Source organism: Rothia nasimurium (assembly GCF_928392795.1).
GTDB classification, from domain to species: Bacteria; Actinomycetota; Actinomycetes; order Actinomycetales; family Micrococcaceae; genus Rothia; species Rothia nasimurium_F.
This window is the reverse complement of record NZ_CAKMTJ010000004.1, coordinates 16055-38399: the sequence shown is the minus strand read 5'-3', so window position 1 is coordinate 38399 and position 22345 is coordinate 16055. Positions and strand designations below refer to the sequence as shown.

Below are 22345 nucleotides of genomic sequence, written 5' to 3'. Positions count from 1 at the left end.
GTAGGCTTCACCCCGTGTCCAGCTAGAACCTATGAGCCCCGCACATAGGCTACGGGGCTCATAGCTTATCAAGCTGAATTTTATGAGGAGCGACGAGAACGTACGACGGTGGTTCCGCCTCCAATCACCAGTAGCAGGGCACACAGGCCTACAGCTACCAGGCCCGGGGCGACGCCGGTTGAGGCAAGCTGACCTGTTGAAGGCTTTGTTTGTTCTTGGTGTGTCTGTGTCTTTGCACTGCTTGTAGCTTGTTCTGCAGAACCTACAATCTGAGTTGCAGCAGTGGTATTCGCTGTAGCCCCTGTGCCCCCGGGGGAGGGTCGAGTCTGAGCTGCTTGCTGCTCAGCCCTAGAGCTAGCTGAGGGGCTAGGGGCAGGTACCGGGGCCTCAGGAGTAGCTAAGGCTGATGGCTCAGGGTCGCGCACCGCCTCAGGGCTGGGCTCCTGGGTTGCTTCAGGCGTAGGGGTTTCGGTTGTTTCGGGAGCTGGCTCTGGTGTTGTTACAGGGTCAGGAACCGGCTGAGCAATGGGTGTCTCGTCAATCTCGTCGCTGGGATTCGGAGACTCTTCGGGTAGAGGCTCTTCAGCGTCTAGGGCGTCCTCGGCTGCGTCCTGGGCAAGAAGGTCTTCTAGCTTTTCGGGGTTAGTCTCATTGATTTCGCCCCAGGCGGGGTCTGCCACATCGGTTCGACTAATTCCGCTCAGGCAGCTCCAGTCATCAAAGAGGTTGTACTGGAGCCGCAGGCTGGTCAGGCTGGTATTCTCTTCCCAGACTTTCATAGGGCAGGGGTCGCTAATGAAATTGTTGCGAAGATCAACGCTTTCAATGGTTTCTAGGGTAGTGAGGGGGCCGACCGACGTAATTCGGTTATGGCGCAGGGACAGCGTGCGCAGATAGGGAGTAGTTGAGAAAGAGGTTCCACTCATATCGCTCACGCGGTTGTTGTCTGCCCGCACGGTGTAGATATGGTAAGGCAGGCCTTTCAGACTGGTGAGACGGTTATTATTCACCGAGAGAGTCTGCAAATCAGTTAGCTCTGTGAGAGAGTCAATAGTCCTGATTTTGTTGTTGTCAGCGGTGATGCTTTGTAAAGAGGTCACCTTGGCTAAAGGGGCCAAAGACCTTACCTGATTATGTGAAATATCGATGCTGTGCAGCTTGGTAAGACCGGATAGAGGGGAAAGGTCTTCTACCGCGTGGTAGGGAATGCGCAGCCAGCTGAGGTTACGGGCGTGCTCAAGGCCGGTCAGGTCTTTAATTTTTTGCTCTTCAGGTACGTTGTAGCCGATGCAGGGTACCGTCTGGAGCTGCTGCAGTACCTTGTTGACGATAGCCGTTTCTTCGGGGATACCCAGGGTTGAGAAGATGCAGCTTCGCAGGGTGGGGTCAGGAACATTAACTTCGAAGGTTTCTTCATCGGGATCAATCAGGGGCGGGCGGTAGAAGGGGTCCTCGTAGCGGTCGGGAAATAGCTTCCAGAAGATAGGGAGAGGACGCTCAGGCGCCTGGGGGTCACCGGTATAGATTTCGAAGGTGGCGACAAATGGTGCACCTTTGTCGCCGGAGTAGAAGCCGACGATGCGTTCTGAGAGCTGGGTAATCACCGGGGTATGTGAGTAGACCAGCAGAGTATTGCCGCGAACTTCCCAGGCTAAATCGGGGAGGTCTGCGATGGCTTCTTGGGTTGCGTTTGCGGGGCCTGTGCCTGCCATGGTGTTAGCGGTTGAGGCATCGACAAGAAGTTGTTTTGTGGCGAAATCAATAGTCAGGTTTTTGAAATGTACATCGAGGTAGCCGTCGTATTTGCTCCAGTGCACGTGGCCGGTGAAATGGAGTTTGCCGGGGTTCTCGGGGTCAAAGGTTTGGCCGGGTTTTGCTTGCCATTCGATGTCTTTAGTACCGGCTACTAGACCTGCGCCGTCGAGAAAGTTTTCTGAGCTAGCCCCCAGATAGCTCCGCCAGCTATTGACGTAGTTCCAGTTGGCGCTACCTGCTACCAGGCGGTTTTCTTCCGAGGCTGGCAGGCTATCAACGCTAGCAAAGGTGGCGGGTAGGTCAGTAGCAGTGGGTGTGGCACTGGCGGTGGGAGCTGCGGCTCCGCCCATAATGAGCGCCGTAGTGAGAGCGGTTGTAGCAAGTAGTGGCTTCACGTCAGTCGTCCTTGATGAGGTGGTGTGTGGGGAGAGCACCGGCAGCCCCTTACATATTACTTAGGGCTACCTTACAAATAAGTTTGGGTGCCTAAACATAATAATGAGGTAGACCAAAACAAGACAAGGCCAACAGGGCAATTAAGTTATATTTTTATAACCTATTTATGATGAGTCACTGGCGCTTCATCTCCGCAGGCATCTATTCACATCCCTGTGCGAAGATAGGAGCTATGACTTCCACTTTCCGTCCCATCTCAGCTCCCACCGCCTGCGTCTGGATTAACGGTGATGCCGCCGAGGCTGCCACCTACTATGCACAAGCCCTGCCGCTGACCGCGTCCGCACCGGATCCCGGCATGGGAACCCTCAGCATAGACGGCACCGACCTGCTCCTGCTGGGAGCGGACGCCCGCGCCAAGCTACTGAGCATGGGCAAGATAGATTTGAACCAACTGTAGAGAGCCTATGAACCTGCTCGCTTACGCTCAGAAGCACCTGCACGATACTCCGCAGGAGCGTCCGCTCACCCACGTTGACCTCTGTCTGCTCAATGAGCTGGCCTACCTCCCCCTTGATGTGATTGCAGAGCACCATGCCGGGTTTGTCTACGGGGTTGGTGCGGCGCAGATTTACCAGGAGTTCTACAGCGACAGCGAGCTGCGCGCCAACTGGTTCTTGGCTACCGCCCAGCGGCTGCAGCTGCTTAAGCTGGTGGCGGCGTCCGCCCGCTTTGCCGGGCTCAAGTTCTACCGTTATGAGGCGCGGCAGGACGACGCAGAGCAGGTTCAGTTTGCGGCTCTCACCCTGGTGCTCCCCGGGGTGCTCAAACAGGTCATCTTTCGCGGCACCGACGATACGCTGACCGGCTGGAAAGAGGATTTTCATCTGGCTGCCCGGCAGCAGATCCCGGCTCAGGCGCTTGCGGTTGATTACCTCTCGCGCGCTCTGGCCCGGGCGCCGAATACGCCCCTGTATGTCACCGGCCATTCTAAGGGTGGGCATCTGGCGGTACATGCAGCCAGCATGCAGAGCGAGCAGGCCCAGAATCGCATTGACGAGCTGATTACCTTTGACTCCCCGGGCTTTGTTCCCGACTTTCTCGACCACCCCGGCTACCGGCGCACCCTGGATAAAACGGTGGAGTACATCCCGGTCGATAGCATCGTGGGCCGTCTGATGTTCAAACAGGGCAGCCCGCAGGTGGTAGCCAGCAGCTTCTTCGGTCTGGTCCAGCATTCCATTTTTAACTGGCATGCTGATGTTCGGGGGCACTTCATGCTGGCTGAGCACCCCACGCCCGCCAGCGACCGGGTTGAGACGGTCACCCGGGCCTGGTTAGAACGCCACTCCCCCGAAGAGGTGCAGCAGGTGGTGGATATTTGTTTTGGCCTAGCCATGGATGAGGGCTACACCAGCCTGCTCGCTATTAGCCAGAACATTGTGCCCTTCATCCAGCTCATGCGCGCTAAAGCCCAGGAGCTTGACCCCGAAACCTACCAGCTAGTGCAGGGCGCCCTCGATGATTTCTTGGTCTTGTGGCGCCAGACCCGCAGTGAGCAGCGGAAGGCGAGCGGGGGCGTCCTTAAAATAGCTAGGCCCCGGCTTCTTCCCACCGTGCGGGTGGGGAACCGGGACCTGGCTGATGTATTCTCTACTGAGCGGGGCGGACGCCTGCCCTAGCTGACGGTGACGCGCACGCCGGTCTTGGGGCGGGTCAGCAGCTGGGTCATGCTGAAGGTGGTGTCCTCGGTATCTTCAGAGATGGTGACATTATCTGCTGAGAGCGCTGCGATGGTAGAAGACAGCGCAGCCACCGCGATTTTCTCGCCGGGGCAACGGTGACCGGTCAGCACATCGCCGCCACCCTGGGGGATGAAGCCCTTGATAGCTTCGTAGTCGGGCTGGTCGAGGAAGCGCTGGGGGTCGAAGCTGGTGGCGTTCTTCCAGAGCTGGGGTGAGGTGTTGGTGCCCAGAACGTCCAGCAGCACGCGCTGGCCCTTCTGAATCGGGCAGCCCGAAAGTTCGGTATCTTCCTTAACCATGGCGGGGAGCATGGGAACGAAGGGGTACTTGCGGCGGGTTTCCTGGGCGAATGCAACGGCTTCAGGGATGTTGACCAGGCGGCCGTCGGCGTCCTCTACTGCCTTCTTGACCTTAGCGGCCCACTCGGGGTTCTCGACCATAGCGACAGCTGCGAAAGCGGCGAAGCGGGAGACAGCCACGGTGGGGCGGGTAAGGTTCTGCAACTCAATACCGGCCAGCTTGGCAGTGACCAGCTCGCCCTTTTCGTCGCGCAGGTCAGCCATGTGACGTACTACCGAGTCGGGTTCGACGGTCAGTTCGCCGGAGCGGACCTTTTCGATGAGCTCTTCGGCCCAGGCATCCAGCTTCTTGCGGTCAATCCATGAGAGTACGTTCTGCTTGAGCTCACCGAAGGTGTCGAGCAGATGGCTCATCTGGGTAGCGCGCTTGTTGAGTTCGCGGTCGGACGCGGGCACCCCGGCCCAGCGGAAGACGGCGCGACCGTAGGCTACAGCAACATCGTCGTAGATGTTACCGGGGTTGGTCTTCCACCGTTCAATAAGGGCCTTCATCTCTTCTTCAACGAAGCCCTTGAAAGCCTCAACGCGCTCGTCGGCGTAGGCCATCTCAGCCATTTTGGCCTTGCGAACCTTGTGGGCTTCCCCATCGAGGGTGTGAACAGCACCTTCGCCGAAGAGAGGGCCCTGGATCGCTGCGGGCATGGCGCCGCCGCGGCTAATCTTGGACTCGTCATAGAAGAAGTCCACGGCTTCTTCGCCGCGGATGAGGGTTGCGGTGCCGCCCAGAGCGGAGAAGGTGACGGGGCAGTGCGACTCTGCGGAGACCCCGGCCTTGCGGCGCTGGTGCGACATAAAGAGGTAGCCCTGCTTGATGAAGCTGGGCAGCTGGTCATTCAATAGGTTTTTTACGGGTGTGATGCTCATACCAACAGTTTACTTTCTTTCAGCGGGTATTTAGACCAGGTAGTCAGGCGTGCCGCCCACCGTTTAACTGCGCTAGCTACCCAAAGCCGCACTGGTTGAGAACTTACGAGAAAAATCTTTTCTGGGAACACCTTTGATGTAAGCTGAACAACACATCACACATTTTTAGGGAGAAACCATGACTTTTTCGTTCGGACGCGCGGCGTCGGCTACATCGCTATGCGCTGTGCTTCTCTTCTCAGCTTGTGGCGGCCAGGGGAATGCCGATGCATCTGCATCGGAATCTGCCTCCCCCTCATCCTCCCCCGCTGTCACTGCAACAAGCGGCACCCCAAGCCCCTCTCCCAGCCCACAGGAAGCTGAGAGCTCAGCTGAGCCTTCGGTAGAAACTTCCACAGAAGCGTCTACCGAACCGACAGCAACTGAGACAACAGAACCCTTAGTCACCGCAGGCACAAGCTGCGGCCCTGATAGCACCGGCTCAGCCACACTCGTCCTAGCAGAAGGCTCAGCTACTTGTGCTGAAATACAGCAGGTGTTTGCGGACTACAATGCGCACCTCAACCCTAACTCCCCTGAAGCCAGCATCACCGTAGGTAATTACGCTTGCACCACCTATACTTCCTTCGGCATTCAGGTCGAAGGCCGAACTGCTACTTGCACAGGAAATGGAAATCGACTGGAAGCGATGACTCAGTACTTGGTGGGAGGCATTCCAGTGAATAGCTCTACTGACTATGCCTTGAAATCGCTCACAGGTCACTTCTCGATTACCGCATCAGCTCACGGTGTGAGCTGCAGCTTGGGTGAAGGTAACCACCTTGCATGCGTCAAACCTAGCGGAGGCAATACAAACCTCGTTATAACTCTGGACCAGAACGGGGCCCTGGTTCAGGATGCTAGTAAAGAAAGCATTGTCAACACTGATGTAGCTGCTCTGCCGGTGGGGTACTCCATCAACACAGAAAAAGCTTCTTGCCTCAACGACGGCGCCTACCTTGTATGTAGCACCGGAACTGCATCGTTCAAGATGAACGCTACTGAATTTATTGAATTCTAACAGTAGTTGAAAGTATAAGGACGCCCGCCCCACCTCCCTGCTACAAGCAGGAGAAGGTGGGGCGGGCGTCCTTTTCTAATACCGGCTTATGCCGCTAGCTTTAGGCAGGCATTACGCGTGAGAGTACGAAGACCCAGACGCAGAGGATAACCAGCAGGGCCAGCGAGTACTTGATAGCTGCGTTGGTGATCTTTGATTCCTGGCCAGACATGTTCACCGATGCCGCCGCAATCGCGATGGACTGGGGTGAAACGACCTTAGCCATCACACCGCCGGCAGTGTTAGCTGCAACCAGCAGGCCGGAGTTGGCGCCAATCTGGCTTGCGGTGGTGGCCTGCAGGCCGGCGAAGAGGGTGTTGTTGTTGACCACGGAGCCGGTGACGAACACGCCAATCCAGCCGATGATGGGCGAGAAGAGCGGGAAGATGGAACCGACAGCTGCCAGGGCCAGAGCCAGGGCTGAGGACATACCGCCGAAGTTCATCACGTTAGCAACAGCCATGACCAGGCAGATGAGCAGAATGGGCTGCCAGAGCTGCTTCCAGGCGCCGCCGAGTTCTTCAAAGGCGGCCTTCCAGCTGATGTTAGAGATGGCGATAGTGATGAGGGCGGCGAAGAGGATAGCGGTACCTGATGCGCCGAAGAGGGTCCAGTTCCAGACTGCCTTCATGGCGGTTTCTTCTGCCACGATGGGGGCGACCTGGGAAATCTGGCCGTGCAGGGCGGGCATCTGGACGGGGATGGTGGTCCAGTTCAGGACACCCGCTGCACTGGTTTCGGTCTCAGCCTTAACCAGGGCCTTAATGAGGGGGGTCGACCAGAGCAGAATCATGATGGACAGAATGATGAAGGGGCTCCATGCCTTGACGACGCCGGAGAAGGTGAAGGCGCTGGGGCTCTTCTTAAGTTCTTCGAGGGAGGGGGCGCCGGGTTCGCGGTAGATGTGGGCGGGCTGCCACTTCATCATGGTGACGGCCAGCAGAATCAGGCCAAGCAGGAAGGGGATGATGTCTACGAGTTCGGGGCCGATAGCCAGCAGGACGCCTGCCTGGGCAGCGGAGACAACCACGCCTAGGCCCAGGGCAACCAGACCGGTCTCTTTGAGGCCGCGGATGCCGTCCAGCATCATGACCAGCAGAACGGGGATGAAGATGGTGATGATCTGCAGGACCCAGACCATCATGGAGTTCAGTTCAGCCTGGGGCACGCCTGAGACGGTGGAGCCGGTGAGGACGGGGATGCCGATAGCGCCGTAGGCACCGGAGGCGACGTTGGAGACCAGAGCCAGGAGACATGCCTTGACGGGTTCAAAACCGAGGGTTACCAGCAGGGCTGCACAGATAGCAATTGGGATACCGAAACCCGCAGCACCTTCGAGGAAGCCGCCGAAGCAAAAGGCAATCAGGAGCACCTGGATACGCTGGTCAGCTGAAATTGCGGAAACCGAACCGCGGATCACTTCGAAGTTACCGGCGCGGACGGTGATGCGGTAGAGCCAAACGGCCATGAGCACAATCCAGCCGATGGGCCACATACCGGAGAGGAAGCCGTAGCCGATGGCTGAGAGGGAGGAGGCAAAGGGCATACCGAAAACGAGGACGGCCAGCGCTACGGCTGAGGCCAGGGAGACGAGGGCAGCGTGCAGGCCCTTCATTTTCAGGACGGTGAGCCCCAGGAGGAAGACGAGGATCGGCACTGCCGCCACGAGGGCTGAGAGCGCCTGGTTGTTCAGTGGGTCGTAGACCTGCTGCCACATGAGTATGGGTTCCTTCGCTGCGGAGGTACGTTCCGCGATTGGTTTTGTGTGCTGTTTGCACTTTTCTACCTCCTAAATTACCACCAATTCACACATAAAACTCATGAAAACCAACCGTATGAGAGGGCGTCTGTAAAGGTCAAAAATAACCTAAGGGAGCCTGTCTACATCTCACGAGTGCAAACCGAGTGAAATTTTTATATATAACCTAGTCAAAAGTATATTTTTACACCTAGTCAACATGTTCCATTTCAGTTAAAAACACACCTACCCTAACGCCGTGGACTTGCTTACATCTGCAACAGTTTCTACTGCCATAGCCACACCGACCGCATGAAACCCACAGAACCTCACATTCCAGCACGTAGGTTCCCCTCAGAGTCATCAGTTGAGCTTTTCCTCTAGCGAGTTCACAACATTTTTATAGTTTGATGCGGTAACGTTGCGCGCTCGGATTTTCTGCCAGGTCAGTTAGGGTTCTCTCCAGGCTGGTGATGCGAATGCCCGGGGCGAGCACGGTGGTATCGGTCGGCAGGTGCAGCTCCCCGTGGTGCACGGTGTAGTCTTTGGCGCGGGTGCGGTGGTAGCAGTAGACGTGCACAGTCTCGGGCAGGCTTTCTAGAGGCAGCCCGTGGAGCAGAGCGGCTGTCTGGTGGGAAAAGATAATTCCGGGGTAGGACGCAGCCAGGGCCAGTACCCGGGCAAGATAAACGTCTTCCGGCGTGAGGCTTTCCCAGTCGGTGCGGTGCAGGTAGAAACCGCGTACTACCCGCCGGTAGAGCCCCCGCGCTATTGCGGCCTCGAGCCGGTAACGGTTAGGGTAGCGGGCGGTGAGCTGCTGACAGGTGAGTAGTTTCTGGTTGAGTTCTTCTAGCTGAGTCATGCCACTAGGCTAGAAAACCAGGAGCTGATCAGTACAGGCAGGGGCAGCCTGTGGATAACCTCGCAACCACACCCACCCCGTATTTTCCGGGCAAACCCGGGGCGCGGGCGTCCGCACCTCCCTACAAATGGTGGAGCCGTGACGCGACTATGACACCCTGTAAACGATATCCACAGGGTAGCTTCACCAGCCACCCCCGCTCTTTAGGCAACAAAAAAGCTCCGGCCACTAGGTTTTACCCTAGTGGCCGGAGCTTTATCTGTCGGGTTGACAGGATTTGAACCTGCGACCCCTTGACCCCCAGTCAAGTGCGCTACCAAGCTGCGCCACAACCCGATTGCCTCTCGTGAACTTTGCTGTTCCCTTGAGCACTCGTATAACTATACACACCTCTTTGAGAGAGTGCAAAATCGAAAACCGGGTTTTTGGGGCTTTTTTGGAGCGTTTTAGGTCACACTTCAAATAAGCCGGTGTTAGCGGCGTCCGCCCTTACCTGACTTACCGCTCTGGCGCTCCCCCAGGCTGCGGCGCTCACGCACGCGCATGGTGATGTCGATGGGGGTGCCGGTGAAGTCGAAGGTTTCACGCAGACGGCGGGCGATGAAGCGGCGGTAGCCGGGGTCCAGGAAGCCGGTGGTGAAGAGAACGAACTTGGGCGGGCGGGAGGAAACCTGGGTACCGAAGAGGATACGGGGCTGCTTACCGCCACGCAGGGGGTGGGGGTGGGCTGCCACGATTTCACCCAGGAAGGCGTTCAGACGGCCGGTGGGGATGCGGGAGTCCCAGGATTCCAGTGAGTGTTCCAGGGCGGGAACCAGCTTGTCCTTGTGCCAGCCGGTCTTGGCTGAGATGTTGACGCGAGGTGCCCACTTCACGTGGGCCAGGTCGCGCTCAATCTCGCGTTCGAGCATTTCGCGGCGGTCTTCATCGAGGGTGTCCCACTTGTTGAAGGCCAGGACCATGGCTCGGCCGGAGTCTACAGCCATCTGCACGATGCGGACGTCCTGCTCACTCAGGGGCTCAGAAACATCCAGGAGCACCACGGCAACCTCGGCACGCTCAATAGCGGTCTGGGTACGCAGGGAGGCATAGAAGTCAGCGCCCTTGGCCATGTGCTGGCGGCGGCGGATACCTGCGGTATCAACAAAGCGCCAGGGGCGGCCGCCCAGTTCAACGATTTCGTCCACGGGGTCGCGGGTGGTGCCGGCCAGGTCATTGACCACGGCGCGCTCTTCACCGGCCAGCTTGTTGAGCAGGGAGGACTTGCCCACGTTAGGGCGGCCGATCAGGGCGATACGGCGGGGGCCACCCAGGGCTTCGGGCTCGGCGTACTGGGAGTGCTCGGGCAGAACGTCCATCATGGCGTCGAGCATGTCGGCCAGACCGCGGCCGTGAACGCCTGAGACGGGGTGGGGCTGGCCCATGCCGAGGGACCACAGAGCGTGAATTTCTGCTTCCTGGTGCTCGGTATCGACCTTGTTGGCGACCAGCAGAATCGGCTTGTCGACGCGGCGGAGCATACGCACAATCGCTTCGTCGGTGGCTGAAATGCCAACCATGGCGTCTACCACGAGCAGGACGACGTCAGCGTGGGCAACAGCGATTTCGGCCTGAGCCGCAACCTGCGCGTCAATGCCCTTGGCGTCGGCTTCCCAACCGCCGGTGTCGACCAGGGTGAAGTCCTTGCCGTTGTGTTCAGCCTTGTAGGAGACGCGGTCGCGGGTTACGCCGGGCTTGTCTTCAACGACGGCTTCGCGGCGGCCCAGGATTCGGTTGATGATGGTGGACTTACCGACGTTGGGGCGGCCAACGATGGCGACGACGGGGTCAGCTTCCTGGTTGTCGTCCTCGTCGATGTCGAAGCCCCAGGAACCCAGCAGGGCGCGGTCTTCGTCGTCCAGGTCGTAGTCTTCGAGGCCGGCCAGTAGGGCTTCTGCGCGTTGGTTGGCGGTTTCGTCGTCGATTTCGGCCAGGCGGTCCGATACGTCATCGTCGCCGCCGCCGAGGAACTTGACCTCGTAGTCGTCGTGGGGGGTGAGTTCGTCGCTCATGCGATTCCTCCTGTGGTGCGGGCCCGGCGGGTGCCGGGGTGTGGTCTTAAGTCTAATGAATGGGGCGGACGCGGGCCGCCCAGGCTGTTCTTAGCTGTTGAGTTGGGCTTCTACAGCGTCGATGACGGCGGCGATGGTCTCTTCAAAGTTGAGGTCTGAGGAATCGACCAGGGCTACGCCCTCGGCTGCTTCGGTGAAGCTGGTGACCTTGGAGTCTTTGGCGTCGCGGGCTGAGACCTGGGCTGCGAGCTGCTCGGAGTTCTGGGTGCCACCCAGCTGCAGGCCGCGGCGGGCAAGGCGCACTTCTTCGCTGGCGGTGAGCAGGACGCGGGCGTCGGCGTCGGGGGCAACGACGGTGGTGATGTCGCGGCCTTCTGCCACCATGCCGGTCTTGGATCGAGCGATGAAGTCCCGTTGCAGGTCAATGAGGATCTGGCGGACATCCAGGTTGGAAGCAACTGCCGAGACTGCCTCAGAAATACGAGGCTCGCGGATAGCATCGCGCACGTCCACTCCCCCGACCTCGATGATCTCTTCATCAGGGCTGGTGCCCTGCACGTAGGGGAAGCTGCGGGCGGCAGCAACCAGGGCTGCGGCGTCCTCGGTATCAACCCGGGTATCGAGGCAGTACCAGGTCAGGGCGCGGTACATGGCGCCGGTATCCAGGTATTCGAGCCCGTAGTGGCGGGCTACAGCTTTAGATACCGAGGACTTGCCAGAACCTGAAGGGCCGTCAATGGCGATCACGAGCTTGTCAGACATAGTTTTCTTCCTTACTTGACGACCTTCCAGCCGCGGCTGGTGAGGTCTTCGATCAGTTTTTCGTGTTCGTTGGGGTTCACCGATAGTTCAGCCATGCCCACCTGGGCACCGGTTGAGTGTTCCAGGCGTAAGTCCTCCAGATTGACGCCCAGTTCGCCGATTTCAGCTAGCAGACGGGCCAGGGTACCGGGGGTGTCGTCCACCAGCACGGTCAGCTGGGCAAAGGCGGAGGGTGATCCGCCGTGTTTGCCGGGTATGCGGGCCACACCCGAGTTCCCCTCGCTCATGAGCTGGGCGATATCGAGTCGGGCTCCGACTGCGGTGGGAGCTTCCAGGGTGCTGATGAGGCGCTCTAGGTCCTCGCGTACCCCGTAAAGGGTCTGCACCACGGGCTCCGCGTTAGCCGAAAGGATCTGCACCCACAGCCCGGGGTCTGAGGCTGCGATACGGGTAGTATCACGCAGGCCCTGCCCGGCCAGGCCGAGCGCATAGAGGGGAGTATCCTGCAGGCGGGAGGCCAGCAGGGAACTCATCACCTGGGGAACGTGGGAAATCAGGGCGACGGTGCGGTCGTGCTCTTCCACATCCATATGGGTGATGGTTGAGCCCAGTTCGGTTGCCAGCTGCTGGGCAACCTTCACCAGTTCGGGGCGCACCGTCTCGTGGTCGCAAAGTACCCAGGGGCGGGCTGAAAACAGCTCACCGCGGGCAGCCACGGGGCCGGATTTTTCGCGCCCGGCCATGGGGTGGGTGCCCAGGTAGCGGCTCACATCGGCCCCTGCTTCCCGCACCGCGCTCAAGATACCTGACTTCACCGAGGCTATGTCGATGACAAAGGACGCCGGGTAGTCGGCGAGCGCGCGCACCACCAGGTCGGCGGTGACGTCCGGGGGTGCCGCCACGACGACCAGCTGAGGGGTAAGTTCCAGCTGGTCGGGGGCGTCCGGCCCTGTTTTCCCTTGCCATTCGCTGGCTAGGGCCCGCAGGGAGGTGCCGGCGCCGATGTCTTCGGCGACGGCTTCGGTGGTGGGTGAGATATCGGAGATGTAGACCGTGTAGCCGCGGTGGCTTAGGCCCAGCCCGATGGAGGCACCCAGCAGACCCGCACCAATCACTAGGACGGGGCCGTGCAGGTGGGAGTCGAAGACGGTGGGTGACCCGCTCATTACATGCCTACCGAGGCCAGCAGCTTACCGATTTCGACCTTGGACAGGTTGCGTACGGTGCCCTGCTTCTGGGAGCCGATGTGGATGGGGCCCATCTCTACGCGCACGAGCTTCTCGACGGGGTAGCCGACATGCTCGAACATGCGGCGGATGATGCGGTTCTTACCGGAGTGGATGGTGACCTCAACAAGCACGTGGCCGGGGGTTGAGTCGACCAGCTTGAACTCGTCAACGCGGGTGACGCCGTCCTCCAGGCGCAGGCCCTTCTTCATGGCTGCACCGATACCGGGTTCCATGGGGCCGGGTACCTGCACCAGGTAGGTCTTGGGCACCTCGTAGGAGGGGTGGGTCAGGCGGTTGGCTAGTTCGCCGTCGTTGGTCAGCAGGAGCAGACCTTCGGTTTCAACATCCAGGCGGCCGACGTGGAAGACCCGTTCGGTCATGGAGGAGCGCAGGAAGTTGGAGATGTTGGGGCGGCCGTCGGGGGCGTCCATGGCTGAGACGACACCGGCGGGCTTGTTGAGCACCATGTAGACCAGCTTGTCGTTGGTCTGAATAGTCATGCCGTCAACCTGGATAGTGACCTGGTCGGGGTTAACGCGTACGCCAAGTTCGGTTACAAGGACGTCGTTGACGGTCACGCGGCCCTCTTCAATCATTTCTTCGCAGACGCGGCGGGAGGCCACACCTGCGGACGCCATGACCTTCTGCAGGCGGACGCCCTCATGGTCGTAGAAGGGGTAGTGGTCAACGGGCGCATTCTTGGGGCGGCGCGGACGGTGGGGGCCAAAGTTCTTGGAGCCGCGGTTAGCGGGGCGGAACTCGCCCATTTCCTTAGCGAAGGGCTGGCCTGAGCGGAACTTAGGGCCCTTACCTGTACCGGCCTTGCGGGGGCCACCGGGGGTTCCGGGCTTAGCGCCCTTATTACCGGCGAAACCTGAACGACCTGAACCGCCCTTACCTGCTCCGCTCTTGCCAGCGCCGGCAAAACCCTTGCCGCCGCGTCCGGCTCCTGCCTTGCCTGCACCGGGGCGGCCGCCGCGGTTTGAGTTACCTCGTGATGAGTTGTTTCCGTATGCCATTTCTTTTATCTCTTTCCTCTGTGTCGTAGTTTCTGGTGATGCCGCAGCTAGCGTGTGCGCTAGCTGGGGTCATCCAAGTCTAGGGTGGTGCTGCTGCCCACCTCGTGGGGGTCGGGCAGGTAGGGGGCCAGGGCGGGAAGCTCGTCGAGGGAGTTCAGCCCCAGCTTTTCAAGCAGGGTGTCGGTGGTGATGTACTGGGTGGCCCCGGTTTCATCGGGAACGGTCTCGGTGATGAGGCCGCGCTGTAGGAGGTTGCGCACCGCCGCGTCTGCCGAAACCCCGCGTACCTGGGCAATATAGGCCTTGGTGGCCGGTTGCTGGTAGGCAATGACGGCCAGGGTTTCGAGGGCTGCCTTGGTGAGTTTGACGGTCTGGGAGCCCACCACGAACCGGCTGACCCAGGGTGAAAAATCAGCCCGGGAGTAGAGCCGCCAGCCACCTGCCACTTGGCGGAGTTCAAAGCCGCGGGGCTCGTGGGTGCCGGTGGCATCGTCGTAGCCGTCGTAGTCGCGCATCAGCTCGTCGAGGGCGGTTTCGATGGCTCGTTCTGAGACGATCAGGGCCGCCGCGAACTCACGGACGCTCACCGGCACATCGGCTACCGCCAAAATCGCCTCGATAGCGGCTTTCACGCCGCCGGGCTGGAGCTCAACTCGGTTGAGTTCGTGGGCGGACGCCGCCACCTGCGGAGCGGCTTTCGCTGGCTTGGTAACGGGTTGGGGTGCTACCGGGGAGGTTTCTTCTGGTACTGGCTCGGGCTGCGGTGCTGGCTCAGCTTCGGGCTCCGGCTCCGGTTCAGCGTCCCAGCTGCCGGAGAGCAGAATCTTGAGGTCATCGTCGGTGTAGTCGGGGTTCCCGCTCATTCTGTCTCTCCTTCCCGGTGGGCGGTTGCTGAGCTTTCAAGGCGCAGGGTGATGGGGCCCAGGGCCTGGCCCTGTTCTACGGCGAGTTTGCCCTCTTTATAGAGTTCTAGAACCGCAAGAAAACGGACGGCCACGACTTCGCGGCTGGCGGCGTCCGCACAGGCCTCGGCGAAGCTCAACTGCCCGCCGCTCTCCCCCAGCTTGGCCAGTAGCGTCGCTTCTTCGGCTGCGATGGTGGTGGCCGGGGTGTAGATGTGGCCGGTGTCGATGTGCTCGGGTTCCGGCTCGATGTCGGGGTCTTCGTGCAGGCGCAGGGCGCGGGCGGCAATCTCAGCAAATGCCTGCGGGGTCAGGTCGAAGACCAGCTCGGGTAGCACCTTGGTGAAGGCCGGTTCGAGGGCTACGGTGCGGGAAAAGCGCTGATTTTCTGCGGTGAAGCGCTCTTCGAGCACGCTTGCCACCTCGCGGTAGGCCCGGTACTGAAGCAGGCGGGCAAAGAGCAGGTCGCGGGCTTCAAGCAGGTCGGGGTTAGCGGCTAGAGCTTTGTCGCTGCGCGGGAGCAGTCGCGCTGTTTTGAGTTCGAGCAGGGTGGAAGCGGTGACGAGGAAGTCGCTTGCGGTGTTGAGGGCGGCATCGCTGCCGTCTTCAAGCAGGGGGCGAATGTAGGTGAGAAATTCGTCGGTGACTTCGGCCAGGGCGATATCGGTGATATCGAGTTTACGGCGGGAAATCAGGGTGAGCAGCAGATCGAAGGGGCCTTCGAAGTTGCTCAGGGTGAGCGTAAAGGGCGCAGGGGCGCTCTCGGTAAGTGTGTTCGGTACCGTCACGGCAGCGAGTCTCCTGTAGGTCTTTGAGCCAGGATTCGGCGGCTTCTCATTCAAGCCGTTCTTTTTCTGTGTTTTAACCATTGTGCCCGCCTGCCCCGAGGTTCTTCAAGGGCAGACGGGCAAAAGTAGCCTAGAGCATAGGGGCAGGTGCGTTTAGGGGGCGCCGCCGCGGGAGATCAGCTCGCGGGCCAGCTGACGGTAGGCCTCGGCACCGGGGTGGTTCGAGGCGTACGACAGGATAGGCTCTGCCGAGACGGAGGCATCGGGGAACTTAACGGTGCGCTTGATGACGGTGTCGAAGACCTTGTCTCCAAAGGCGTCAACGATACGGGCCAGCACCTCTTTTGAGTGCAGGGTGCGGGAGTCGAACATGGTGGCCAGCACGCCGTCGATTTCGAGCTTGGGGTTCAGGCGGTCCTGCACCTTTTCAATGGAGTCCACCAGCAGGGCTACCGCGCGCAGGGCGAAGAACTCGCAGATGAGCGGGATGATGACGCCGTGGCTGGCGGTCAGGGCGTTGACGGTGAGTAGGCCCAGGGAGGGCTGGCAGTCAATCAGAATCACGTCGTAGTCGTTTTCGACCTTGCGCAGGGCGCTGGCGAGAACCTGCTCGCGGGCGACCTCGTTGACCAGCTGCACTTCGGCTGCGGAGAGGTCGATGTTGGCGGGGAGCAGGTCGATGTTCTCGAATTCGGTGCTCTGGATAACCTCGCGGATATCGACCTTGCGGTCCATCATGACGTTGTAGACGGTGAGGTCGAGTTCGTGGGGGTTGGCGCCGAAACCGGCGGACAGCGCGCCCTGGGGGTCGAAGTCGACGAGTAGGACGCGGCGTCCGGCTTCTGCGAGCGCGGCACCGAGGTTGATGGTGGAGGTGGTTTTTCCGACGCCGCCCTTTTGGTTGACCATAGAGATGATGCGGGCGGGCCCGTGGGTGGAGAGGGGGGCGGGGTCGGGGTAGATGCGCAGGGGGCGGCCGGTGGGGCCGAGCTGCTCAGCGCCGGTTTCAGTCACTGTGTTTCACCTTTGGTTGGGTTCAAGACTTTTACCTACCAGTTTAGCCGGTGGGTGCAAGTCTTCTCCGCCAGCTCCGCCTAGCCTTCTTTCTCTTGCCTGTTGCCAGGTGCTGGCGAGAGGTGTGGAGGGTAGGACGCCGCGCCCCGCTCCCCCTGCCTCTGGGAAGGAAGGCGGAGGGCGGCGTCCTGTGAGGTCCTTTTCTCGTCCGGGGCGGGCTAGTTTTCGTCGGCTAGGAAGTCAACGAGCTTGGCACCAAATTCCCGGTGGTACTGGAAGACTCCGCCGTGGCCGGAGTTCTCGTAAATCACCAGTTCGCTGCCGGGGATACGATGGTGCAGCTCGTAGGAGTTTTCGGTGGGCACCATGCGGTCGACATCTCCGTTAGCGATGAGGGTGGGCATAGTGATAAAGGACGCCAGCTGGGCCTTGGGCTTTTTGCCCCAGCGGTAGATGGCGGCGAGCTGGGTGAGGAAGCCCAGGGGGCTCATGGGCTTATCTTTGTCGAGGGTGCGGGCGTTGATGGAGTCCAGGAATTCCTGAGCAGCTGCACCGCCTTCGGCATCGTGGTTGAAGAAGAGGTAGCGCTTGGGATCGGTGCGGGCAACAAGGGCGCGAGCGATGTCGGCGAAGGTCACCCCAACGACCTGGGAAATGCCTGCCCCGCCGCGTCCGCCGGTGCCGGTGAGCACCAGCTTTTCGACCAGTTCGGGGCGCTGTTCTACAACCTCCTGGGCGATGAAGCCGCCCAGGGAGAAGGAGAAGAGCTTGATACGGGTGAACCCCATAGCATCGATGAAGTTGAGGGCTTGGTCTGCCATGCCCTTGATGGAGGTGGGAACCTTGCCGGAGGATCCGCCTACGCCCTTGTTGTCAAAGGCAATGACGCGGTGGTGGGCACCAATCTGGTCGACTAGGCGGGGGTCCCAGTTTTCGAGAGTGGCGGCCAGGTGGACGAAGAGGACGACCGGGGTTGCGGTGCTGTCGGTTTGGCCGAATTCCCGGTAGGCAAAGACGGTGCCGTCTGCGGCGGTGACGGCCTGGTTGGGGGCTTGCTGGTAGAGCAGGGTCATGGTGGTTCTTCCTTAGTTCATTTCAACGACGATTTTGCCGGGGCCGCCCTTACCTGCGGCGAGCAGGTTGAGGGCTTCTTCCAGGCGGTCAAAGGGTAGGGTCTGGGCGACCAGGGGCTTAATAGCGCCAGATTCGATGGCGGGTGTGTAGTTCTTGAGCTGGTCTGCCTCAGCCCGCATGAAGAGGAACTTGTAGGTCACGCCGAGCTTCTTGGCAGCAGCCCGCTCTTTTCGGCTGAGGAACCACATGACCGGGGTCAGGGCCTTCTTACCGAGCTGGGCGGCGAAGTCGGTGTCGGGGGCGCCAACCACGGTCACCAGGGTGCCGCCGGGTGCCAGTACCTTCATGGAGCGAGTGGTTTCCCCCTTACCCAGGGTGTCGAGCACGATGTCGTAGCCCGAGATGTGCTCCTCGTAGTTCTGGGTGCGGTAGTCGATGACCACATCGGCGCCCAGGGTCTTAGCCAGCTCGACGTTCTTGGTGCTGACGGTGGTGGCGACGGTTGCGCCCAGATACTTGGCGACCTGGATAGCGATAGAGCCCAATCCACCGGTACCGCCCTGGATGAAGACCTTATCGCCGGGCTTGATGGGAGCCTTTTCGGTGAAGGCCTGGATAGCGGTCAGCAGGACGAGGGGCAGGCCAGCAGCTTCAGCGTAGGTCAGATTGGCAGGCATGGGCGCAACCTGGGCAGCGTCTACAGCGACCTGTTCGGCAAATCCGCCGGTAACGTCGATAGGCAGGCGGGTAAAGACCTTATCCCCTACCGAGTAGTCGGTGACGCCGCTACCGACGGTGAGGACGTCCCCGGCGACTTCCTGCCCCAGGATGAGGGGGAGCTTGTAGGGCAGGAGCTGCTTGAAATCACCGCGGGCAATCATGGCATCAAGCGGGTTGAGGCCTGCGGCGCGGACGCCAATAACCACCTGGCCGGGCCCGGCGACGGGGGTGGGGACGTCCGCCCACTGAGTGGCACCGCCGTTGGCGTAGGAGGTGAGGGTAAAGGCTTTCATGGTTTTCTCTTTCGGGTGGGTGATGGTGGAGGCGATGTTAAATTTGAGCGTCGGGGTGGGCTGCTAGGTAGCTGGCCCTAATATCTTCGATGACCGCATCCAGGGTGATTCCTGCTAACTGGTCGGTCATGGCCTGTTCGGCGCGGGCGGCGATGGGGTCGAGCACCGAATTAATGTGGCCCCCTACCGGGCATTCCGGGTTGGCGTTTTGGTGGGTATCAATGTGGATGTTGGGGTTAACGGCCCGGTAGATATCGAGCAGGGTCATCTCGGTTTTTGGCTTACCGAGCTGGTAGTCGAAGCTGCCAGGGACGCGGTCGAGCAGGTCTGCTTTCTTAAGCAGGGAAATGATTTTGCGGATGTAGCTGGCGTTAGTTCCTACGCTGGCCGCGATGGTTTCGGAGGTGAGTTTGTCGTCGGCTTCCGAGAGCATGACCAGGGTGTGTACGGCGACCGAGAACTTGGTATCCACAGAACATCCTTTTTGTATTTGTTTTAGGAACAGATACAAATATAGGGTGTGAATCAACATGAATCAAATCTTCCCCAACTAACGAGCAGTCAGCACCCCAAAGAAGACTGCCCCTACTAGCAACATCAGGCTATAGAGAGCGGTCAGGTTGGCATTCTTAATCCTTGTAAGCGCACCTGTGACAGCGTGAGCAAAGCCCGGGAAGCGATCCCAGCTTGCTTCGAGTAGCAGGTAGGGCCCAACCATACCGACTGTAAAGATGAGATAGGCCAGTACCCATTCAACCGCGTTGTGGCTCACCGTTGTGAGCAGACGACCCACCATATACATCGTTGCCATCGAACTCAATCCGATAGCCGAATTCAAGAAGCCTGCTAGCACAGCTTTACGGGGCGAGAGGTGGGAGTTTTTAACCTTATACGCCCTCTTGGGGTGGTTTCTGCGCACCCAGAGTAGAACTGCCGATAGTGCAAGCAGCAGGGCGGCACCGGCATCAATGCTCTTTCGCACGAGAATTTTGCTCGCATCGCTGTGAACCAGCTGTATCAGGTTCTCTGGGTCAACGAAGCGGAAGAGCAGGACGAGGGTAGTGGCCCCTATGATAATCCCGCCACTAATCCAGCGGACGATGTGCATTTTGCTGGGGTCGTTGATGAGCGCCAGAAAGGTGATGCTGTAGAGCGAGGGGCTAAAGCCCATCATGAGTCCCAGTCCGAGCAGGGCAGGCGCAGCGGTGAGAAGGGTTGTCATGGCTACCAGTATGGCACGGGCAACCACCCTACCCATTTCGCACTTTACCCCTGCCAGGGCAAGCCAAGGGGCTTATTCACAGAATGGGGTGAAGCAGGCTCACAGCGAAGCTGCTGGCTCGATGGAGTGAGCGGGTGCGAGCGCGCGAGCACATAAGAGCGAACGGAATCCGCCGTTAGGCGGGGCGTGAGGGTCAGGCTTGCGCCTATTCCGCCCGCAGATTTGTTTCCTCGCGCGCTCGGAATCTGCTGGGCTCCATCCAGCGTGAGCCTGCAAAGCCCCTTATATATAAGCCTTAGTGCACAAATTAGCTGCGCAGCACCTTAGTGATATCGTCCAGCACGCTCATATCTTCAATAGTGGAGGGCACGGTGTACTGCTCGCCGTCTGCAATCTGGCGCATAGTCTTGCGCAGGATCTTGCCGGAGCGGGTCTTGGGCAGACCGTCCACAATCTTGACGTCCTTGAAGTCGGCCACCGCACCGATGTCATTGCGCACGCTGGCGATGAGTTCGGCAGCCAGCTGCTCTTCGGTGATGTCGGCACCGGCTTTGAGTACCACATAGCCGGCGGGCCGCTGGCCCTTGAGCTGGTCAGCCACACCGATCACAGCACACTCAGCGACAGCAGGGTGGCCGGCGAGTACCTGTTCCATAGCACCGGTTGAGAGGCGGTGACCCGATACGTTGATGACGTCGTCCGTGCGCCCCATGACGAAGACGTAGCCGTCTTCATCAATGTAGCCTGAGTCGCCGGTGGTGTAGTAGCCGGGGAAGGCATCGAGGTAGGAGGAAATGTAGCGGTCGTCGTTGCCCCAGAGGGTGGGCAGGGTACCCGGGGGCATGGGTAGTTTGATGGCAAGGTTGCCCTCTTCGCCGGGGCCGACGGGCTCACCAAACGGGTCGAGTACCTGCAGGTTGTAGCCGGGTGAAGGAACGGACGGGGAGCCGGGCTTCAGAGGCAGAGCTTCAAGACCGCGGGGGTTAGCCGCAATGGCCCAGCCGGTTTCGGTCTGCCACCAGTTATCAATCACGGGCACACCCAGCTTCTCGGTGGCCCAGTGGTAGGTTTCGGGATCCAGGCGCTCACCGGCAACGAAGAGCAGCTGTAGGGAGGAAATATCGTAGCCGCCGAGCAGCTCAGCTTCGGGGTCAGCCTTACGGATGGCGCGCAGGGCAGTGGGAGCGGTAAAGAGGGACTTGGCACCGGACTCCTGGATAACCCGCCAGAAGGCGCCGGCGTCCGGAGTGCCAACAGGCTTACCCTCGTACAGAACGGTGGTTGCCCCGGCCAGCAGGGGGCCGTAGACAATGTAGGAGTGGCCCACGACCCAGCCGACGTCCGAGGCACACCACATCACCTCACCGGGGCCCACGTTGTAAATATTTTTCATGGTCCAGGTCAGAGCCACGGCGTGACCACCGTTATCGCGCACTACACCCTTGGGAGAGCCGGTCGTGCCGGAGGTGTACAGGATGTAGAGGGGGTCGGTGGCTTTCACCTCGACAGGCGCGTGCGGCTGGGCTGCCTCAACGGCCTGCCCCCAATCAAGCCAGGTCACGCCGGTGGAGTTCTCTTCAGCCCGGCGCACTGCATCAGACACCGAGTTCTCAAAGCCCTCACGTTCGAAGACCAGCACGGTCGCAGGCTTGGTCTGCGATAGCTCAATAGCCTTTTCTACGGCGGGGATGTACTCGATGCGGCGCTTGGGTTCCACACCGCCAGAAGCGGTCAGGACGACGGTGGGCGAGCAGTCGTTGATACGGCTGGCCAGTTCGTTGGGGGCAAAGCCGCCAAAGACCACCGAATGTACGGCGCCCAGGCGGGCAACCGCCAGCATGGCCATAGCAGCCTGGGGAATCATGGGCATATAAATGAGTACGCGGTCGCCTTTTTCGACCCCGGCGGACGCGAGCGCCCCAGCAATTTTCTCTACCTCGCCTTTGAGTTCTGAGTAGGTGATGTTCTGGCGGGTGCCGAGCATGGCTGAGTCGTAGGTGATAGCGGTGCGATCGCCGTGGCCGGCTTCTACGTGGCGGTCAACGGCGTTGTAGCAGGTGTTGAGGGTGCCGTCGGGGAACCAGCGGTACAGTGGGGCAGCATCGCTATCGAGGGCGCGGGTTGGTTCGATTGACCAGCTAATGGCCTGTGCCTGCTCTAGCCAGAACTCTTCCTGGTTTTCGATGCTGCGGGTGTAGGTGTCAGCGTATGTTGCCATGTGGGGTGCTCCTTTACGGACGCCGGTGGTGGGTTGTCATGAGGGAGTGACTCCAACCTAGTGCGAGGGGTCACATTTGGCAAGGTTTTGTATACAAAAATTTGTGAAACTGGTAAAAATGACACATTATTTCATGCACAGTCCGAAAAATTTTCCCCTTTTGTATACAAAACTCGGGTCGGTGTTTTAGAGTGGTCACAACCGCCAATTTCAGTGCAACACATCACAAAACTGT

General features: G+C 60.0%; 19 protein-coding genes and 1 tRNA gene. 3 read left to right on the top strand and 17 right to left on the bottom strand.

Annotation, left to right across the window (positions count from 1 at the left end; all coding sequences use genetic code 11):
* Positions 1 to 80: 80 nt before the first annotated feature.
* Entirely contained in the window at positions 81 to 2150 is a 2070-nt protein-coding gene (locus L6963_RS05535) for a leucine-rich repeat domain-containing protein (RefSeq protein WP_237207214.1), read from the bottom strand.
* Between the two features lie 233 nt (positions 2151 to 2383).
* Between L6963_RS05535 and L6963_RS05530 the strand changes: the two genes are divergently transcribed.
* Both L6963_RS05530 and L6963_RS05525 read left to right on the top strand, forming a co-directional pair.
* Positions 2384 to 2611, top strand: coding sequence for a hypothetical protein (locus L6963_RS05530; RefSeq protein WP_237207215.1), 228 nt, complete (start codon positions 2384 to 2386; stop codon positions 2609 to 2611).
* A 7-nt stretch (positions 2612 to 2618) separates the two neighbouring features.
* Positions 2619 to 3833 carry an Mbeg1-like protein gene (locus tag L6963_RS05525; protein ID WP_237207216.1) on the top strand — a complete coding sequence of 405 codons (1215 nt, stop codon included), beginning with the start codon at positions 2619 to 2621 and terminating at the stop codon, positions 3831 to 3833.
* Here the strand turns inward: L6963_RS05525 and L6963_RS05520 are convergent.
* Positions 3830 to 5119, bottom strand: a complete 1290-nt coding sequence (locus L6963_RS05520; protein ID WP_237207217.1) for a cytochrome P450 — start codon at positions 5117 to 5119, stop codon at positions 3830 to 3832. The genes L6963_RS05525 and L6963_RS05520 overlap by 4 nt on opposite strands.
* A 535-nt stretch (positions 5120 to 5654) precedes the next feature.
* On the opposite strand from L6963_RS05520, the gene L6963_RS05515 reads away from it, so the two are divergent.
* On the top strand, positions 5655 to 6179 hold the full coding sequence (locus L6963_RS05515; protein WP_237207218.1) for a hypothetical protein: 525 nt from the start codon (positions 5655 to 5657) through the stop codon (positions 6177 to 6179).
* A 100-nt stretch (positions 6180 to 6279) separates the two neighbouring features.
* Here the strand turns inward: L6963_RS05515 and L6963_RS05510 are convergent, their stop codons facing one another.
* From L6963_RS05510 to L6963_RS05440, 15 genes are all read right to left on the bottom strand, one after another.
* A complete protein-coding gene (locus L6963_RS05510) occupies positions 6280 to 7935 on the bottom strand; it encodes an L-lactate permease (RefSeq protein ID WP_237207219.1) in 1656 nt (551 codons plus the stop codon).
* A 421-nt stretch (positions 7936 to 8356) separates the two neighbouring features.
* The gene (locus tag L6963_RS05505) at positions 8357 to 8818 is read right to left on the bottom strand and encodes a hypothetical protein (protein ID WP_237207220.1); all 462 of its coding nucleotides are present in this window, start codon (positions 8816 to 8818) and stop codon (positions 8357 to 8359) included.
* A 262-nt stretch (positions 8819 to 9080) separates the two neighbouring features.
* Positions 9081 to 9154 (bottom strand) — tRNA-Pro (locus L6963_RS05500).
* A gap of 137 nt (positions 9155 to 9291) precedes the next feature.
* Complete coding sequence (gene der, locus L6963_RS05495) at positions 9292 to 10869, bottom strand: ribosome biogenesis GTPase Der (RefSeq protein ID WP_237207221.1); 1578 nt, start codon at positions 10867 to 10869, stop codon at positions 9292 to 9294.
* A gap of 90 nt (positions 10870 to 10959) precedes the next feature.
* On the bottom strand, positions 10960 to 11631 hold the full coding sequence (cmk, locus tag L6963_RS05490; protein WP_237207222.1) for a (d)CMP kinase: 672 nt from the start codon (positions 11629 to 11631) through the stop codon (positions 10960 to 10962).
* An 11-nt stretch (positions 11632 to 11642) separates the two neighbouring features.
* Positions 11643 to 12797 carry a prephenate dehydrogenase gene (locus L6963_RS05485; protein ID WP_237207223.1) on the bottom strand — a complete coding sequence of 385 codons (1155 nt, stop codon included), beginning with the start codon at positions 12795 to 12797 and terminating at the stop codon, positions 11643 to 11645.
* On the bottom strand, positions 12797 to 13879 hold the full coding sequence (locus tag L6963_RS05480; protein ID WP_237207224.1) for a pseudouridine synthase: 1083 nt from the start codon (positions 13877 to 13879) through the stop codon (positions 12797 to 12799). Before L6963_RS05480 ends, L6963_RS05485 begins: the two co-directional genes overlap by 1 nt.
* 59 nt (positions 13880 to 13938) lie before the next feature.
* Positions 13939 to 14742: an SMC-Scp complex subunit ScpB gene (scpB, locus tag L6963_RS05475; protein WP_237207225.1), complete on the bottom strand. Its 804-nt coding sequence runs from the start codon at positions 14740 to 14742 to the stop codon at positions 13939 to 13941.
* The gene (locus L6963_RS05470; protein WP_237207226.1) at positions 14739 to 15569 is read right to left on the bottom strand and encodes a segregation and condensation protein A; all 831 of its coding nucleotides are present in this window, start codon (positions 15567 to 15569) and stop codon (positions 14739 to 14741) included. The genes scpB and L6963_RS05470 overlap by 4 nt, the downstream gene beginning before the upstream one ends.
* 153 nt (positions 15570 to 15722) lie before the next feature.
* On the bottom strand, positions 15723 to 16583 hold the full coding sequence (locus tag L6963_RS05465; protein WP_237185541.1) for a ParA family protein: 861 nt from the start codon (positions 16581 to 16583) through the stop codon (positions 15723 to 15725).
* Positions 16584 to 16801: 218 nt separating this feature from the next.
* A complete protein-coding gene (locus L6963_RS05460) occupies positions 16802 to 17656 on the bottom strand; it encodes an alpha/beta fold hydrolase (protein ID WP_237207227.1) in 855 nt (284 codons plus the stop codon).
* A gap of 12 nt (positions 17657 to 17668) precedes the next feature.
* The gene (locus L6963_RS05455; RefSeq protein WP_237207228.1) at positions 17669 to 18670 is read right to left on the bottom strand and encodes an NADP-dependent oxidoreductase; all 1002 of its coding nucleotides are present in this window, start codon (positions 18668 to 18670) and stop codon (positions 17669 to 17671) included.
* 37 nt (positions 18671 to 18707) lie between these two features.
* Positions 18708 to 19142 carry an Rrf2 family transcriptional regulator gene (locus tag L6963_RS05450; RefSeq protein ID WP_237207229.1) on the bottom strand — a complete coding sequence of 145 codons (435 nt, stop codon included), beginning with the start codon at positions 19140 to 19142 and terminating at the stop codon, positions 18708 to 18710.
* Between the two features lie 78 nt (positions 19143 to 19220).
* Positions 19221 to 19892: a hypothetical protein gene (locus tag L6963_RS05445; protein ID WP_237207230.1), complete on the bottom strand. Its 672-nt coding sequence runs from the start codon at positions 19890 to 19892 to the stop codon at positions 19221 to 19223.
* A 307-nt stretch (positions 19893 to 20199) separates the two neighbouring features.
* Positions 20200 to 22110: a propionyl-CoA synthetase gene (locus L6963_RS05440; RefSeq protein ID WP_237207231.1), complete on the bottom strand. Its 1911-nt coding sequence runs from the start codon at positions 22108 to 22110 to the stop codon at positions 20200 to 20202.
* Positions 22111 to 22345: the final 235 nt, after the last annotated feature.